Annotated in this window: 9 protein-coding genes and 2 pseudogenes; 5 read left to right on the forward strand and 6 right to left on the reverse strand. The window is 72.5% G+C overall.

The window, feature by feature from the left end; all coding sequences use genetic code 11:
- Nucleotides 1–57: 57 nt before the first annotated feature.
- Nucleotides 58–930, reverse strand: coding sequence for a hypothetical protein (locus ACFXGN_RS27180; protein WP_384864209.1), 873 nt, complete (start codon nucleotides 928–930; stop codon nucleotides 58–60).
- Nucleotides 931–1,331: 401 nt separating this feature from the next.
- On the opposite strand from ACFXGN_RS27180, the gene ACFXGN_RS27185 reads away from it, so the two are divergent.
- Nucleotides 1,332–1,997 (forward strand): hypothetical protein, encoded by a 666-nt coding sequence (locus ACFXGN_RS27185; protein WP_384864230.1) that lies wholly within the window; start codon nucleotides 1,332–1,334, stop codon nucleotides 1,995–1,997.
- A gap of 24 nt (nucleotides 1,998–2,021) precedes the next feature.
- On the opposite strand, the pseudogene ACFXGN_RS27190 reads toward ACFXGN_RS27185, so the two are convergent.
- Nucleotides 2,022–2,296, reverse strand: a pseudogene (locus ACFXGN_RS27190) (alpha/beta hydrolase); the annotation flags it as partial.
- 272 nt (nucleotides 2,297–2,568) lie between these two features.
- On the opposite strand from ACFXGN_RS27190, the gene ACFXGN_RS27195 reads away from it, so the two are divergent.
- Together ACFXGN_RS27195 and ACFXGN_RS27200 are read left to right on the forward strand one after the other, a co-directional pair.
- On the forward strand, nucleotides 2,569–3,432 hold the full coding sequence (locus ACFXGN_RS27195; protein ID WP_384864211.1) for an alpha/beta fold hydrolase: 864 nt from the start codon (nucleotides 2,569–2,571) through the stop codon (nucleotides 3,430–3,432).
- A 1,690-nt stretch (nucleotides 3,433–5,122) separates the two neighbouring features.
- Nucleotides 5,123–6,229, forward strand: a complete 1,107-nt coding sequence (locus ACFXGN_RS27200) for a polyprenyl synthetase family protein (RefSeq protein ID WP_384864213.1) — start codon at nucleotides 5,123–5,125, stop codon at nucleotides 6,227–6,229.
- A 10-nt stretch (nucleotides 6,230–6,239) separates the two neighbouring features.
- Here ACFXGN_RS27200 and ACFXGN_RS27205 read toward each other — a convergent pair whose 3' ends face one another.
- Complete coding sequence (locus tag ACFXGN_RS27205) at nucleotides 6,240–8,009, reverse strand: FAD-dependent oxidoreductase (protein WP_384864215.1); 1,770 nt, start codon at nucleotides 8,007–8,009, stop codon at nucleotides 6,240–6,242.
- Between the two features lie 492 nt (nucleotides 8,010–8,501).
- Between ACFXGN_RS27205 and ACFXGN_RS27210 the strand changes: the two genes are divergently transcribed.
- Entirely contained in the window at nucleotides 8,502–10,505 is a 2,004-nt protein-coding gene (locus tag ACFXGN_RS27210; protein WP_384864217.1) for an alkyl/aryl-sulfatase, read from the forward strand.
- A 244-nt stretch (nucleotides 10,506–10,749) separates the two neighbouring features.
- Here the strand turns inward: ACFXGN_RS27210 and ACFXGN_RS27215 are convergent, their stop codons facing one another.
- Both ACFXGN_RS27215 and ACFXGN_RS27220 read right to left on the reverse strand, forming a co-directional pair.
- Nucleotides 10,750–11,586 (reverse strand): HEAT repeat domain-containing protein, encoded by an 837-nt coding sequence (locus ACFXGN_RS27215; protein WP_384864219.1) that lies wholly within the window; start codon nucleotides 11,584–11,586, stop codon nucleotides 10,750–10,752.
- A gap of 520 nt (nucleotides 11,587–12,106) precedes the next feature.
- Nucleotides 12,107–14,311 (reverse strand): HEAT repeat domain-containing protein, encoded by a 2,205-nt coding sequence (locus ACFXGN_RS27220; RefSeq protein ID WP_384864221.1) that lies wholly within the window; start codon nucleotides 14,309–14,311, stop codon nucleotides 12,107–12,109.
- A 956-nt stretch (nucleotides 14,312–15,267) separates the two neighbouring features.
- Here ACFXGN_RS27220 and ACFXGN_RS27225 point away from each other — a divergent pair.
- Nucleotides 15,268–15,369: pseudogene (locus tag ACFXGN_RS27225) on the forward strand (MerR family transcriptional regulator); the annotation flags it as partial.
- 466 nt (nucleotides 15,370–15,835) lie between these two features.
- On the opposite strand, the gene ACFXGN_RS27230 reads toward ACFXGN_RS27225, so the two are convergent.
- The coding region (locus ACFXGN_RS27230; protein ID WP_384864223.1) for a winged helix-turn-helix transcriptional regulator at nucleotides 15,836–16,078 on the reverse strand (243 nt) is incomplete at its 5' end.

A 16,078-nucleotide genomic window follows, 5' to 3' on the forward strand; every position in this document is an offset into this window, starting at 1 on the left:
TCACCGGCCGCCGGGCGGGGCCGGGGTGTCCGTCGGGCGGGCGGGGCACCGGGCTCCTCAGCGCTCTCCGCGCTCGTCCGGCAGTCTCACGACGGCGGTACCGGCCTGCGACTCACCGAACCCCCACCCCGCGACCAGGGAACAGCCGGTCGCCTCCAGGACATCGGTCGGCCACGGCCAGGCGTCGCTGCCGAGGTAGAAGCCGCCCTCACCGCGCGCGTGCTCCCTGGCGAGGCAGAGCATACGGAGATGGTCGCGGAGCCCGGGGTGCGCGACCGCGCCCAGCCTCTCCTCCCAGGGCTCCGCGGCGGAGTCGGCGTATCTGATGTCGTCCGTCGACACCAGGTGCGCGGGGCCACGCCCGGTGAAGGTGGCGGCCCGCATCGCGTCGGGGAGGGTGCCGTCGGTGGCGACCCTCAGCAGCACGGTCAGCCAGCCGTTCAGCTGCTCGGACTCCTCGCCGGTCAGTACGACCCCGTGTCGGCCCAGGAGGGTTCCCAGCTCCGTGCCGCGCACCAGTACCCCACCGGCTTCGTCGAGCGGGGAGACGGTCCGCAGGTCGGCGACGAAGGCGTCGTCGAACGGCCGGGGGCCCTTGTGCCCGCCGTCGCCCCACGGTCCCGTCCCCGCCAGGAGGTCGGCGTCGAAGCGGAACAGCGATTCGCTCAGGTCGAACCGCCACGCCCAGGGGGAGAAGGGGTACGGCCCGTCCTGATCCGGCAGGTTCCTCGGCTCCCGGGCGGAGAGCGGCTCAGGGGTGACCCAGGTGTTCGGGAACAGGAACTCGTCGAGGGAGTCCGAGGCGTAGTACACCGCGTATCCGGCGGCACCGGGGTCGACGGGCGGCTGCGCGCCGAGCAGTATCGCGAAGGCACCGGCCAGCGCGGCGCCCCACTCGTCGGGGTCGGCCACCGGGACCGTCTCGGGCATCACGATGAGAGCTCCTTCGTGTCGTGTCGCGTGAGTCGGCGCAGACTACCGGCCGCGACCGACACTCCAGGCTCCGCTGGTGAGGATGCTGGTCTTGCGTCGCACATGGGGCTGTCCTGCGTCGTCCGGGTCATGACTGGCGTCCCTGGTGCATCCAGGCGATGACGTCGAACACGCGCAGGACCCCTCGGGGTTGGTCAGCAACGTCACGGCCCCGTGCGGCGCGAAGGTCCGGGCGAAACCGGTCCGGGTGCCCCGTCCCACAGCCGGGTGGAAGAGCGGGCTCGTTCGTGGGCTGACGTTTTGTCGGTGCACCGGAGCCAAGGGGCTGAGTCGATGCTCAGGCGGAATGAGTACGACTACTCAGGCAGCCGGTGGCCACCGGTCGGCAAGGTACCGCCATGCGATCGATTCTCTTCCCAAGGCCCCTGTTCACCGCCGCACTTGGCAGCGTCGTCGTCCTGGCCGCCGTCGGCGCCCAGAGCGCTCATGCCACCACCGGCCGCGACTCCTCCGCCACCACCGCCTCTTCCTCCGCTCGCGCCTCCGTCCACGCTTCCGCTCGCGCCTCCGCCGCGCGGACCGCGTGGGCGGTCGGCGCCGTGACGAGCGCCCGCGCCGAGGCACAGTTCCTGGAGCTGGCCGACCTCGTCGCGCAGAACTGTCAACCGAACGTCCTCAGCGCCGTCGGCCACCGGGGACCGGCCCCCGACCTCACCCTGCCCGTCCTGGCCGACCCGGTGCCGCTGACCCTGGCGGAGGAGTGCGCCGCCCAGAGGCACCAGCTCCGGATCGGCAGGGCGTTCTCCGGAAAGGAGGCGGCCACGTACGAGCGGATGCGGGACAGGCTGACGGGCCTGAGGTACCCCGGGGCGCGGATCCACCGTATGCCGGACTTCGCGGGCGAGCCCGTGGCGAGGCTCGACCTGCGCGTGGGAGCCGAGCACCTGGCTCTGGAGGTCACCGGCATCGGCCACGGCATCATGGTCCGGGCGTTCGGCGCACCGCAGGACATGAGCGTGACCGAGGTCCGGCTGAAGCCGCAGCTGGACCGGCCCACCTCCTGAGGAACCTCTTGCCGGGCCGCCCGGGGCCAGGCGGATGCCGATGGAGATCACGCCTCCCGAGTAGCCGACCGGGCCACCGATCCCGGGCAGCGACAGGAGGGCGTCCAGGGCGGTCTGCTATTCCGGGACCGCCTTGTCGGCCGGGGGGGGAGGATGAGGACGTCAATGATCCCGTCGCAGACCGGCTCATCGGCCTCCAGCACCCGGCGCAGGTCCGCGGCGGGCAGGCGGGGCCGCTCGCCGCTTCCGGGGAGCTCGATGGTGGCCGTGGCGAAACCGTCCGCCGCGAAGTGACGGGCGTCGGTTTCGTCGCCCCGCCGGGGCACCCCCGCGTCCTGGGGCTGCTCGGCATCGTGGCCTCGGTCGATGCCCCTCTGCCGTACCACGACCGCGGCGGGTCCCTGGCCTCCCGCGGAAGCGGCGCAACGGACCGGTGGGAAGGGACGGCCCGGAACAGGGCCAGGCCGAGGCCCGAACTTTCACTCCTCTGCCCGTCCGGGAAGGCGGCCGGGCGTGTCCGGGTGAACGCTCAGGGTGACAGCCTCCCTCCGAGCGGAAGAGAGACCCCTTCATGGCTGTGCGAACCCCCTCTCGTTCACGGCGCGGCATAGTGCGCGTGGGTGCCCTGTCCCTGTCGCTCACGGCGGCGCTGCTGAGCACCGGGCCGGCCGTGGCCGGCGGTGATCCGTCCGGCGCCGACAACCGGGAACCGGTGGGCCACGGTGTGAAGCCCACGGTGGTCCTGGTCCACGGCGCGTTCGCGGACGCCTCCGGCTGGACCCCCGTGGTCGAGCGGCTCCAGAGCCAGGGATATCCCGTGGTGGCCCCGCCGAACCCGCTGCGCGGAGTGCTCAGCGACTCCGCCTACGTCGCCTCGGTCCTCAAGTCGGTCAAGGGGCCGGTCGTGCTCGTCGGCCACTCCTACGGAGGGGCGGTCATCAGCCAGGCAGCCGCGGGGAACAAGAACGTCAAGGCCCTGGTGTACGTGTCGGCGTTCATGCCGGACGTGGGTGAGAACCCGGCCACTCTGTCCACGAAGTTCACCGGAAGCGATCTCGGCACCGCACTCCGGCCGGTCCCGTACACGGACGGGACGACCAGCGGCACCGACCTCTACATCCAGAACGACAAGTTCCACGCCGTCTTCGCCGCCGACCTCCCCAAGTCGCAGACGAAGGTCATGGCGGTCGAGCAACGCCCGGTGGCCCAGGCCGGGTTCGGGCAGAACGCGACCGAGGCCGCGTGGAAGACGATCCCGTCCTGGTTCATCGTCGCCAGGAACGACAAGGCCATCGCCCCGGACCTGGAGCGGTTCGAGGCCAGGCGCGCCAAGTCGCACACGATCGAGATCGACTCCTCGCACGTCGCGATGATGTCCCACCCCGATGTCGTCACCGACCAGATCCGCGCCGCCGCTCGCGCCAGCGCCGAGTAGGGGCAGCGGGCCCGCGTTCCCGGGCGTCGGCGGCGAGGTACTGGCGGTCGTATTCCGCCCGGACGGAACCCTTGCCGTTCCCCCGGGGCAGGCCGTGGCGCCGCCCGGCCTTTCCCCGCAGCCGGGCGCTCAGCTGATCATGCGGCGCACCATGGGAACCCCGAACCAGTGGTGGACGTACGACAACTGAGAAACCCGGGAGGTTCCCTCCGGGGGTTCAGCCGACGCGTACGGGCATCTGAATGGGGCTCGGCTGCCTGACCCGGTCGGCTGCCCACGGCCCGACCAGGTCCGGCCGAGCGGTACGCGGTACCCGGCAGAGAGCGCGGCGCCCGGAAGACGAGTCGTCTTCCGGGCGCCGTCCTCGTTCCCGCGCGGGGTGCGCTGCGGGCCGCGCGGTACACCCTGCCGGGCCCCCTGGGTCAGGAGTGGTGGCCCGAGGAGGACCCGTGCGCGTTCGCCGAGATCGGTCCCGCCCCGTCCGCCCCGGTGTCTGTGACGGCGCACGGTCCGGCGCCGGTGCCATGCTCAGGCCCCGAGGCCCGAGGCCCGAGGCCCCGAGGCCCCCAGGCCCTGGGGCGGTGCGGGCCGGTGCCAGGACGGCGGCTGTCGCGTCGTCAGGGTGCCCGGTCGTGTCCGGCCCGGCCGCGACCAGGCCGACGTGTCGGCCAGAGTCTGCGGATCGTGCTGATGCTCACGGACCAGGTGGTTCGGTGCCGGGGGTCCGGACCGGGCGGCCTCCCTCATGGCCCGCCGGGTGCTGTCAGGTGGTGGGCCAGGCGATGATCACGAGCCCGGGTGATCCGTCGGTGCCGGACTCTCCGGTGGTGGAGTCCTCCCCCTGCTGCTGGCACGGACGTCGTTCACGCCGCCTTCGCCGCCCCACCCGCCCCTGCTTCCGTTGCTGCCGCCACCGGCCTGGCCGGTGGCGGCGGGAACGGTGGAGGAGGTGCCGTCGGCGAGGACGACGGTGGTACCCGCTCCGGGAGCACCCTGCGCACCGGCGGCCCCGCCACCGGCCCAGCCGGGCCGACCGCCCGCACGGACACACCGGCCACGGAGCCGCTCGCGGAGCCGCCGCCCTCACCTCCGGCGGCCCCCGCGCCAGGCCAGCGGGCCGGTGCGGCGAGCAGCGGCTCGGCGTCGTCCTGGTCCCGCTGCCGCTGAACGCCCGGCCGAGGCGGCGGCCGGTACGCCGACCCGGGCTTCGTACGCTCCGCTCCGTGTGGTTCCCGTGGCTGTTCACGACATGCAGGGCGGCGCCTACGGCTCCCCGCGCGGCGACGCGTTCGGCGACGGCGGAGTCGGGGAGCAGCGGACACCCGCCGGACGGCGTCTGGTCGCTGGTGACGATCAGAGAGTGCCCCTGGCGTTCGGAGACGAGTGCGTAGGGGTCATCGGCCCACGGCGCCCGGAGCGCCGCTCCGGCTTCGTCCTGGTGGCGCCGTTCTTCTTCGCCGCTTCGCGGGCGGCGGTGCGGGCGTGGCGGGGGCGTGGCCTGCCCCCGTCGGCGCGCCCGCGCGAGGCACACGAGACGATCGGGCACCTCCCGCGCCTGTTCCCCGGGGTGGTTTCATGTGGGCCGTCACGGCTGGGTAGCCTGCGGTCGACGGGGGTTGGGCCGAGCGCGCGGACGTCCCCGCGAGGCCGCCGGGCCCCGCGCGCACCGGCCGAGCGTCCCGGAGGACCCGTGAACACCCCGCCTTCCGCCCCGTCCCCGCACGTCCTGCGGCTGCTCGCGGCAGCGCGGCGCCGTACGGACGCGGTGATCATCCCTCTCCTGGAGCGGGTGGGCCCGGCCCCCGCCAGGGTGCTGGCCTACCAGTGGGGCATGTGGGATGCCCAGGGGCGGCCAGCCCCTGGCAGCGGTACGGGTGGGGGCAAGGCGGTGCGGGCGGCGCTCGTGTTCGCCTGCGCCCGTGCCACCGGCCGCCCCGATACCGATCCCCTGGTGGCGGCCGGGGCCGCCGCCGTCGAGATGCTGCACACGCTCTCCCTCCTCCACGACGACGTGATGGACGGCGACGAACTGCGCCGGGGCCGACCGGCGGCCTGGCGGGTGTTCGGGCCCGATGCCGTCGAGGACGCCGTCCGCGCGCTGACTCCGCACGCCGTCGGCCTGTTCTTCGACACCCTCCCCGAACCCGCCGGACTTCTCGGGAGCCCGCTCCCCCGGGACCCCGCGACGCTGCGGGCGCCCGCGCGTGCCACCGCCGTGCTCGGCGACGCCCTCGTACGTCTCGCCCAGGGCCAGGCCCTCGACCTCGCCCTGGAACGCGACCTGAGCCCCGGCGTCGCCGCCACCCTGCGCGTGCACGCCGACAAGACCGGCTCGTTGTTCGCGTGCGCCTGCACGCTGGGCGCGGCACCGGCCGCCGCCTCGGACCTCGCCTCTTTCGGCGAACACCTCGGTATCGCCTTCCAGATCACCGACGACATCCTCGGCATCTGGGGCGACCCCGTCGTCACCGGTAAGCCGACCGGTGCCGATCTGTCGGCCCGTAAGAAGTCCCACCCGGTCGCCGTGGCCCTCACCCCGGCTCCGGACCGGTGCGACGAAGACGTCCCACGACAGTTGCTGGGGCTGTACGCGCTTCCACGGCCGTGGACGCCTTCGGAGAGGACGCAGGCCGGGCGACTGCTCGACCGCAGCGGTGCCCGCGCCGTCTCACAGGCGGCGGCCCACGGCCACGCGCGGGCGGCGCTCACCGCGCTGGCCCGTGCCTGCCCGCCGCACGAGGAGGCGGGGGAAGACCTCAGGGCCCTCACCGCCTTCGTCATAGACCGCCCGCGCTGACCCCTTCCGGTCACTCCCGGCCGGGCCGCTGCCACGGGGCGGGCCGGTCGAAGGCGTTCGGGAGGCCGACCGCGTACAGCTCGTCGTCCAGGCGCTGCAGTCGGGCCAGCTCCGTCGGCTGCTCCCAGCCCCGCACGACGCAGGGCGCGGCGGTCGAACCGGCCGTGGCGAGGAGGGCGTTGACGGCTGCCTTGGCGCTCTGGTCGGCGGCCTCCATCGTGGCCAGGTTGAGGTCCACGTCGACGTGGTCGCCCGCCTGGAAGAGGTTCGGCACCTTGCCAGCGGGCTGGGGGCGCCAGCGCCGCGAGCCCGCCGTGCTGATCAGCAGCGGCTCGGTGTTGTGCGCGAGGCCGCCGGGCTCCGCGGGCCAGCGGATCGCCGGATCCATGAAGCACGAACGCACCAGATCCCACGACAGCAGGCCCCGCCCGTCGCGCCGCAGCGAGTCCTCCAACTGGTGCCACACCTCGCGGACCACCTCCTCGCGGGTGCACGCGCGGGCCGTCTTTCCCGTGAGTGGTCCGGGCACGTCCCACGCCGACACGTCCACCGACAGGCAGTCGCGGACCGTGCCGTCGCCATACCGCGTCGGCATGTCGATGCCGGACCAGAACTGCGCCTGCGCGATGGAGGTAAGCGCCCACGGCGAGTCGACGTGGATGACGTGCCCGTGCACGAGCGGGGTGCGCTCGCGCAGGAAGAACTGCACACCCGTCATCCAGTCCGTCTCCAGACGGTCGATGCCGGTCAGGCCCTCGTCCAGTTCGCACACCTCGGGGCCGAGGGTGCGCACCGCGGCCTCGGCGGGGACCGCGCAGACGAACCAGTCCGCCTCGATCTCGCGCACGGCGCCCGACGGGGTCCGCACCACGGCGGACCGCACCACGCCGTGCGCGGTCCGCAGGCGCGTGACGCGGTGCCCCACGAGGAACCGGACGCCGAGCGCGACCAGATGGGCCGCCCACGGGCCGATCCACGCCTCCGTGGTCGGTGCGTCCAGCACCCGGTCCGCTTCGGCGTGGCCCGTCCCTCCGAGCAGTCCGGCCCAGAACTCCACCTGGGTACGGCCTATCGACGCCACGCTCGCCACCTCGGCCTTCGCCGCCACCAGGGTGCGGGTCGGGCCGATCACACAGAGCCGCCGGTACTCTTCGGAAGCGCTCGCTCCGGCCGTGAAGTCCCACCACGACGTGTTCTCGAACTCGCCGTCGCGGCGGGCCGGTCCGCTCGTGGCGCAGACGAGCAGCCGGTTCGCGAAGTGGGCGCTCTCCTCGGGCGAGAGGCCGGGAGTGCGCGCCATGAGGTGGCCCATGGCCCGCAGGGTGGCCTCCAGGTTCCGTTGCCCGGGGCCGCCGGATATGTCCACGACCACTCCGTCGCGCCCTCTGTCCCGTGCGTAGAGCATCTGCGTGGTCGCCACCAGGCGGTCGGCCACACAGCCTCCGCCGGGTACCGGTATACGAGCCATCGTCTCGGTGACGTTCCGGTAGAAGCCGGGAAAGAACCGGAAGCCGTGCTCCCCGGGCAGATCACGGCGTCCGTCGCGGCCGGTGCCGGGAACCGGAATGCTGCGCGCTTTGCCGCCCAGAGCCCTGGCCTCGACCACCGTCACCTCGAAGCCGCGCTCGGCCAGCTCCATCGCCGAGGTCAGCCCGGCCGGCCCGCCCCCGATCACCACCACCCGGCGCCCGGCCCGCCCTGTCCCTGAGACCGGCCCCTGTCCCGGCCCCGTCCTCGTGTCGGCGTTCGTCCCGGCCACCGGCCCGGTTCTCGTAGGCATGTCCTGCCACCGCCCCTCACCTGTTCGGGGCACGGAAGACCCGGCCCGCCCGCGAACAAGATCACCACACCGCGCCGACCCCGCCGCACACGGCTCTTCTCCTGCCTCGCAAGGGCCTGGTCCGCTTCGTGCGGGCGTGGCGAGACCAGTTGTTCGGCCTGGTCTTCCGCCCGGCCTGGTCTTCCGTCCGGTCAGGGCTTCCGTCCGGTCAGGGCGAGCCGTACAGGCGGGCGGGGCCGTGCAGGCGGGCGGGGCCGAACTCGTCCAGGACACGCCCCAGTCGAGTCACACGTCCCCGGCTTGATTCGCGGGCGGGTTGTCCGGAACGAGGCTGGGGGCCGACATCTCCCCGGTCGTACTGTGCGGATGCGGATCGCTACGCATCGTGTCCGGGCGGGAATGTCCCCCGCCGGTCCCGGGGGCGCCATTTCGGCGTGCCCCGACGCTTCGTGACGGTCCTTCAGACAAGCCGACGAAAGGCAGAGAACGCCCGTGGCTCTTCCCGATCGTGACCAGACCCAGCCCGCCACCCCGCTGACGAGGGACCTGAACGCGGCCGTCGTCGTTCCCGACCCGAGCACGGACGCGGAGGCCGCGTTCGCCTCCCGGGGGCTGGTCGCCGCACTCCCGGCCGACTTCACCGTCGAGAACGCCGACGGCGGCCCGGTGCCCGCCTGGTCCCTGGAGCCGTTCCAGTTCCTGACCGGGCAGGCCCCGGACACCGTCAACCCGAGCCTGTGGCGCAACGCCCTGCTGAACATGAACGCGGGCCTGTTCGAGGTCGTCGAGAACGCGGTCTACCAGGTCCGGGGCATGGACCTGTCCAACATCACCTTCCTGGAGGACCCCACCGGCACCTCCCGGGAGATCGTCGTCGTCGACCCCCTCATCAGCGAGGAGACCGCCGCCGCCGCGCTCGCGCTCTACCGGGAGCGGCGGGGCGACGACCGGGTCATCCGCGCGGTGATCTTCACCCACTCCCACGTCGACCACTACGGCGGCGTGCTGGGCCTGTGGGAGGACCGGGCCCTCCCGGACGGCGTCGAGATCATCGCCCCCGACGGCTTCCTGGAACACGCCGTCAGCGAGAACGTCTACGCGGGCAACGCCATGCAGCGCCGCGCCCAGTTCATGTACGGCTCGCTGCTGGAGCGCTCCGCGCAGGGACAGGTGGACGCGGGCCTGGGCAAGGCCACCTCCCTGGGCACCTCGGGACTGCTCGCCCCGACCTTCACGGTCACCTCGGACCTCGCCGCCCCCGGCGTCGTCCACGCCTTCGGGCCGGTGAACATCGAGTTCCAGCTCACCCCCGGCACCGAGGCCCCGGCCGAGCTGAACTTCTACCTCCCCGACATCCGCTCCCTGTGCATGGCGGAGAACGCCACCCCCACCCTCCACAACCTCTACAGCCTGCGCGGCGCCCAGGTCCGCGACGCCAAGGCGTGGTCGGAGTTCCTGATCCAGTCCGCCGACTGGTACGCCGACCGCTCCGACTCCCTGTTCGCCTCGCACTTCTGGCCCCGCTGGAACAGCGAGGACGCGCCGGAGACGGTCCGCTCCTTCCTCACCTCTCAGGCCGACCTGTACCGGTACCTGCACGACCAGTCGCTCCGGCTGGCCAACCACGGCCGGACCATGACGGAGATCGGCGAGGAACTCGACAGCGCCGTACCCCAGTCGCTGGCCGGGCAGTGGTTCAACCGGGGCTACTACGGCACCGTCAACCACGACTCCAAGGCCGTCTACCAGCGCTACCTCGGCTGGTACGACGGCAACGCCGCCCATCTGCACACCCTGCCGCCCGAGGAGGCCGGAGCCCGGTACGTCGACGCCTTCGGCGGCGCGGACAAGGTCGTGGACATCGCCCGGACGGTCTTCGACAACGCCAAGACCGCGCAGGACTACCGGTTCGCCGCCGAGCTCCTCACCCATGTGGTCTTCGCCGACCCCACGAACACCGGCGCCCGCGGCCTCCAGGCCGACGTCCTGGAACAGCTCGGCTACCAGGCCGAGAGCGGCCCCTGGCGCAACTTCTACCTCGCCGCCGCGAACGAACTGCGCGTCCGCCAGGCCGACAGCCCCGTCACCCTGCCCTCGCCGCAGATCATCACCCCGCCGGTCCTCGCCGCGATGCCGCTGGACATGCTCTTCGACTACCTCGGCATCCGGCTCAACGGACCGAACGCGGCCGAACAGCCCCTCACCATCGGCCTCACCGTCACCGACGGCATCCCGGACGATCCCACCACCTACACCCTGCGCGTACGCAACGGCGTCCTCGTCCAGTACCCCGGCACCCTCGAACCCGCCACCGCCGACGCCGTCTACACGGTCACCCGGGACGGCCTCAACCGGATCGCCATCGCCGCCGCCACCCCCGAGGAACTCCTCGCCGACGGCTCCCTCACCGTCACCAGCGGCACCATCGACCCCCTCAACACCCTCAACGCACTCCTCGACATCTTCGCGTACTGGTTCGGCCTCACCACCCCCTGACCAGCACTCCAACCGTGGCCCCTCCTGTACGCGGGAGGGGCCACGGACACGACCGGTCACGATGGGCCGTCATCGCCGGACCGTTGCGACTGGCGTACGGCCCGGACAGGGTGGGAGGTCGAGCGGCCGAATGGCCGCCCGCGTCTTGCGCCCGAGAGCAAGCGGCCAGCCACCGCCCGCCCATGCTGCGCAGGGGCGTCTCCGCTTCGCCGACGCTCACCTGGCGGCAGGGGTTGCGGGCGGTTCAAGGGGTCGGCGGGGCCGGGCGGGGGGTTGAGCAGGCGGTGACGGCCTCGTCGACGCGCTGGGGCTGGAGAGCGTCGCGCTGTCGGAGGCGGTGGAGGGCGGGCAGCAGTTCGGGGGTGGCCGCCTCGCAGGCGGCCTGGAGGAGGATGTCGGCGGGCGCGGGGGCGTCCAGGGCCGCGCCCAGCGCGGCGAGGATGCGCCGGTCGCCGCGCCGGGCGAGGCCGAGGAACGCCTCACCGGCGGTGTCCGGGTCGGGGTCGGTGACGCGGTCGAGCAGGGCGCGGCGGATCTGTTCGGTGTCGCCCGTCGATTCCAGCCCGAGGCCGAAGGTCGCCCAGTCGCGGACCTGGTCGCTGCTGTCGGTGCTGAGGAGGATCAGCGCCGTGACGGCCTCCGGCCGGGCGGGTTCCCCCGCGACCGAGGGCAGGGTGAACGCCACCGCCTGGCGCACGTCCTCGTCCGCGTGCCCCGCCTGCCCGAGAACGGCGGGAAGCCCCCGGGGGTCGGCGAGGTGCCCGAGGGCCACGAGGGCCGACCCGGCCACGCCGGGGTGCCGGTCGGCGCAGGCCCCGGCGACGAGCGGCAGGGTCTCCTCCAGGAACGGGCGGTCGGCGCCGTGACCGAACTGGCCCAGGACATCCAGGCCGATCATCCGCTCCCGCCCGTTCCCGGAGCGGGCGGCGGCGCACGCGGCCCCGAACGCCGCCCGGTCCGCGCGGCCGTGGAAGTCGGCGACGACCCGCCAGCGTTCCTGTCCGTCCGGGTCCATCGGCGCCGCCGCACGCAGGACGTCGAGGGCGCTCAGGAGTTCGAGATGGTCATCGCCACTGTTCACAGCCTCAGGGTAGGCGGACGCCCCCTGGAGCTGCCGGGAATACTCCGGCGCGGCTGCTCGCCGGGGCAGCACGCGGACGCGTCGGGGGCGCGGCCGTCCCCGCCGAGCAGAGGCCGGTGGGGAACGGGCGGATCCTGGAGAACTTCCGGTTACGACCGTCTTCCGGCACAACGGAGAGGTCGCACACCCACGCAGGTGCGACTCTTCTCCGGCTTCTTCCCGACGAGCTGCCCTGCCTGGAAGGAGCCGCAGGTACGGGCTGAACCGACGGCCCGGCCAGCAAGAAGTGCTTGCCCCCGAATCGGCTGACTCCCCTGGCAGCAGCGCACTCTCCAAGCGCCTTCCGGGGGGCCGCCGGGCCGCTGCCTTCCCGACGGGAGGAAAGCACGGCCGTCCTTGTGCCGGTCTCCTGGGGCCGGAGCAGGAGCCGGGTCTGTGGTGATTGTCGTGTGGTGATTCCCGGACATGCGCGGTGCGGGGGCCCGACGGTTCCCGAGGGCCGTGGGCCCGGGCGGCCGGGTTACTCGTCTGCGGCCCGGGGCTGGTCGGGGAGTTCGTGGAGGTTGGCCAGGATGGTGTGGCAGGAGTTCTGGAACGCGAGGTCGGAGGCGACGTCTCCTCCCCAGGGGGTGTCGTGGCGCCGGGGGGCGGCGAGCGCGGCCTGGACGCGGGGCAGGGCGGGGCGGGCGGCCGGGCCCATGCGGCTGAGGCAGGCGGCGACGTCGTTGCGGGTGGAGCTGTTGTCGTTCCAGGCGGTCAGCAGGGCGGGGACGACGGTGTCGGCCTGGGCCAGTCCGCCCGTCTCCCACAGGGCGGATGCGGTGCGGACGAGGGTCCAGGCGTTCCCCATGTTCAGCACGGCCCGGCCCTTGGCCGTGTTCTGTCGGTTGATGCCGGTCTGTTCGTCGAGGATCTGGCGCAGCCGGGGCAGGGCGGTCGCGGCGGGCGGGCCGATCCGGCCGAGGATCCTGACGGCGTCCGTGTCTCGGTTGTCGTGGATGAGGTGTTCGAGCAGGGGTACGGCGGTGTCGGGGCGGCGTTCGAGTTCCCAGAGGGCGCCTGCGGCGGCGGTGCGCAGAGTGGTGTCCTTGGTACCGGAGAGGGAGCGGACGACGTCGAGGGCGGACCGGGCTCGGGGTCCGAACGAGGCGAGCGCGTTCAGCACGGCGGTCGCTGCGGTGGTGTCCTGGTGGCGGACGGCTGCCTGGAGGGCTTCGGTGAGCGCGGGGACGGCGGCGGGGTCGTCCAGGGCGGCGAGAGCGGAGGCGAGGGACGGAGCCCCGATGTCCGGCCAGGGCTCGGAGAAGTCGAGGCTGGCCAGACGGCTGACGAGCCGGGGGGCGAGTTCAGCGGCAGCCTGGGGGAACCGGCCCGCGATCTGGACGGCGCGCCAGGCGTCGGTGCCGGTGTCGAGAGCGGTCAGCAGGCTGGGCAGGGCCCGTACGTCCCCGAGGCGGGCCAGTGCCAGGACGGCCTGCTGGTGAGCGCGGCGCGGGAGGGGGTGCGGACTGGCCCAGGCGTCGGACCGGTGGGTGGTGCGCTGGCCGGTGACGTAGGTGGCGAGGGCCTCACGGGCGGGTTCGGCCAGAGCGGACACCCGGCCGAGCGCTTCGGCCGCGGCTGCGGCGGTGTAGGCGTCGTCAGGCAGAAGGCAGTCCGCGAGGAGCCGGATCAGGACGGGGTGGTCGCCTCTCCATTCCTCGATCAGGCGCTGGGCCATGGCGATCGCGTCGTAGCGGGTGGCGCGGTCCTCGCTGCTGAGCTGCTCGCCGAGCAGGCGGGTACGGTCCTGGACGCGGTCGCCCAGGACGGTGTGGAGGGCGGTCAGCAGCGAAGTGGTGGCGGCGTGGCGGCGTCCGTGGCGGTCGAGGTCGTCGAAGGCCGCTGCGATGTGCGCGGGGACACCCGGACCGGGGGCGGAGCCGGACTCGGCAGGACAGGTGCACGGTCCCGCCGCCTCCTTCACCGCGTTCTCGGCGGGTGGGGTGGGGGTGACCTGGCGGAGAAGTCCGATCACGGCGGGCACCGTGGTGTCGTCGACGGACTCGGGTACGCAGCGGGCCCGGTGGACGAGTGAGGCCAGACGGACATCGGCATCCGCTCCGGCGCCGTCGGCCAGAGCGGCGAGCCACTCCCTCGCCGGGACCTGCGCCGAGGGCAGGCGGAGCGCCAGCTCTGCGATCGTCTCGACGACCAGGAACCTCTCCGCCGTATCCCGTGCCGCCGTGAGACGGCCACGCAGGACCTCGATGGCCTGTGAGGCGTCCTCCAGGAAGAGGGCCAGTCCCGGGATGGCCGCCATGCGCACCTGAAGGTCGGTGTCACCGGCGTGGGAGACGAAGGTCTCCGCGTGCTCGCGCATCAGCGCCAGGGCGTCCCGGTGGGCGGTCGACTCCTCGCCGTCGAGGTCGTGGACCACGATGTCGTCATCGAGGCCGACGTGTTCGGCGGCATGGCGTCCGATGCTGAGCAGCAGGTGGAGCACTGAGCCGCGGTCAGGGATGCCGGGGTCGTCGGCGATGGCGAACAGGAACGGAAGCGTCGCGACGGTGCAGGTGTACACGTCCCCCTGATGGTGCACCGCGCCGTAGAAGCCCTCGAAGGCCCTGTCCCGGATCCTGGGGTCCGGCGACACCATCCCGTTCAGCCACTCCGGGACCTCATGAGCAGGTCCGTAGGCGTGCGTCATGGACGCCCAGTCGGTGTTCTCCACGTTGTCGATCATGAACGGCATCATGTCTGGTGGCACTGACAGCTCGCGGTGCTGCGCGACTGTCCGGCCCGGCGGCATCCGGTGATCCCGTGCGGTCGCTCACGGGGCGGCACGTCCTCGCCGTCGGCGAGGCGGATGGAGCCGACCAGTCACCCGCGCCGCGGAGTTATCGCCCTGTACGCGTGGCGGAACTGCTCGTGCGAGGGACGAGCGACGAGCGACGAGCGACGAGGGACGAGGGACCAAAGGGTGCCTCGTCCGGCCGATGTGGTCAGCGGCGGATGCCAGATCGACTGGTCGTCGGTGCGCTTCGTGTGCCCCTCGCATCAGATGCCCCGGATGCGCGACCGCCGTGCGAGGAGCGGCTCCTATCGTCGGCGCAGGGATCCGGGCTCACAACGAGTGGACCAGTCACCAGTAGGCGACAGCCGTACTCCACCGGCCCGTACGACGACAAGTCGGCCGCCTTCGAGAACGACTCGATCACCGGCAGCCAGGAAGAGCGGACTCGCCAGCTCGAAGGCATACCCGTCGTCAGTTTCGAGGTCTTTGACCAGGACCAACCGCGAGGTCGGCATGGTTCCGTCGGCTATCAGGCGCATGTCGAGATGCTCCCACGCGGTCTGAGATCACCTCGACCTGTTCAGCGGTTGCCCAACGGCCCCGGCAGAGTCGAACTGAGGGCTGTCCCGTTGTCGGTTCGACGTAGGGTCTGCAGGACAGCGCAGCCGACGCTGTTGTCCCGGCGACATGACAGGGCATCGTTGAACCCGAACCCCACCTGCTGCTTCTGCTGCCAGGTCATCGATCTCGACCAGGACGAGGCGGCGACCGAGCTCCGGCTCGGTGCGGTTGACCCGGTACGAGGCGGCGCCATGCGGCAGCGGGCCTATTCACACTCGAACTGCCTGCGCGAACGGGTCCACCCGGACATCGACCTCTGGTTTGAGTTCTGAGGTCAGACCGGCCTGCTCGTCACCGAGCGGATCTTTGGCCCCCTCCGCGCGACCGTGCAGACGTCCTGGTTCATCGCGCTGGCCACCCATCCCGAACTTCGATCCGAGGATGAAGCCCGAGGGGAAATTCACGATCGTCACGGACACCCCCAAGGGCTCCGACCCCGAAGAAGAACCATTCGCCTGACGCCGGAGCTTCAGGAGAGGGTCCGTAGCGAGGCGGAGACCATGCGATGGCGCCTCTCAAGAGCCGAAGCCGTCGAGTAGGAGGCGCAGGACCGTTGGCACAGGCCTGGAAGGGCAGAACCCGACAGGGTCTGCCCTTCCAACTCAACTGCCGAAGCCAGAGGTTGAATGCCAGGCCGAGAAACCTGATGGGCCGGGCAGCCCGGTAGGGGCAAGAGGCGTGAAACGGCTGACCGCCGGGTGTTCCGCTCCGCGCCTCTCCCCCGGCGCCGTACGCCCGGCCACCCGTCCGACCGGACGGCTCGGGCGTCGCAAGCCCCAAGGTCCTGCCGCCAAAGGGCGGTTCGGACGGCATGGACCCGCCCAGGCGGGTTGAGCGCCTGGGCCTGGAGGGTCAGTCCGCGGCTTCCGAGGAGGCCAGTCGGATGTCGTACGTGGCTCTGGCCGTGGCGATCTCCTCCTGGTGCTCCTCCGTCCAGTCCACCAGAGCCCGGATGGTGGTGTGGAGGGTCGCGCCGAGCGGTGTGAGGGCGTACTCCACCCGTGGGGGGACGACGGGGTGGACCGTACGCCGGACGAGTCCGTCGCGTTCGAGCTGGCGCAGTGTCACGGTCAGCATCCGCTGGCTGATGCCCTC

The sequence above is a fragment of the Streptomyces sp. NPDC059247 genome (genome assembly GCF_042754005.1).
Classification (GTDB): Bacteria; Actinomycetota; Actinomycetes; order Streptomycetales; family Streptomycetaceae; genus Streptomyces.

What these genes read in the sequence shown, in the direction of transcription:
- ACFXGN_RS27180 (WP_384864209.1), bottom strand. Translation starts at nt 930, where the DNA reads ATGCCCGAGACGGTCCCGGTGGCCGACCCCGACGAGTGGGGCGCCGCG.
- ACFXGN_RS27185 (WP_384864230.1), top strand. Translation starts at nt 1,332, where the DNA reads ATGCGATCGATTCTCTTCCCAAGGCCCCTGTTCACCGCCGCACTTGGC.
- ACFXGN_RS27195 (WP_384864211.1), top strand. Translation starts at nt 2,569, where the DNA reads ATGGCTGTGCGAACCCCCTCTCGTTCACGGCGCGGCATAGTGCGCGTG.
- ACFXGN_RS27205 (WP_384864215.1), bottom strand. Translation starts at nt 8,009, where the DNA reads ATGCCTACGAGAACCGGGCCGGTGGCCGGGACGAACGCCGACACGAGG.
- ACFXGN_RS27220 (WP_384864221.1), bottom strand. Translation starts at nt 14,311, where the DNA reads ATGATCGACAACGTGGAGAACACCGACTGGGCGTCCATGACGCACGCC.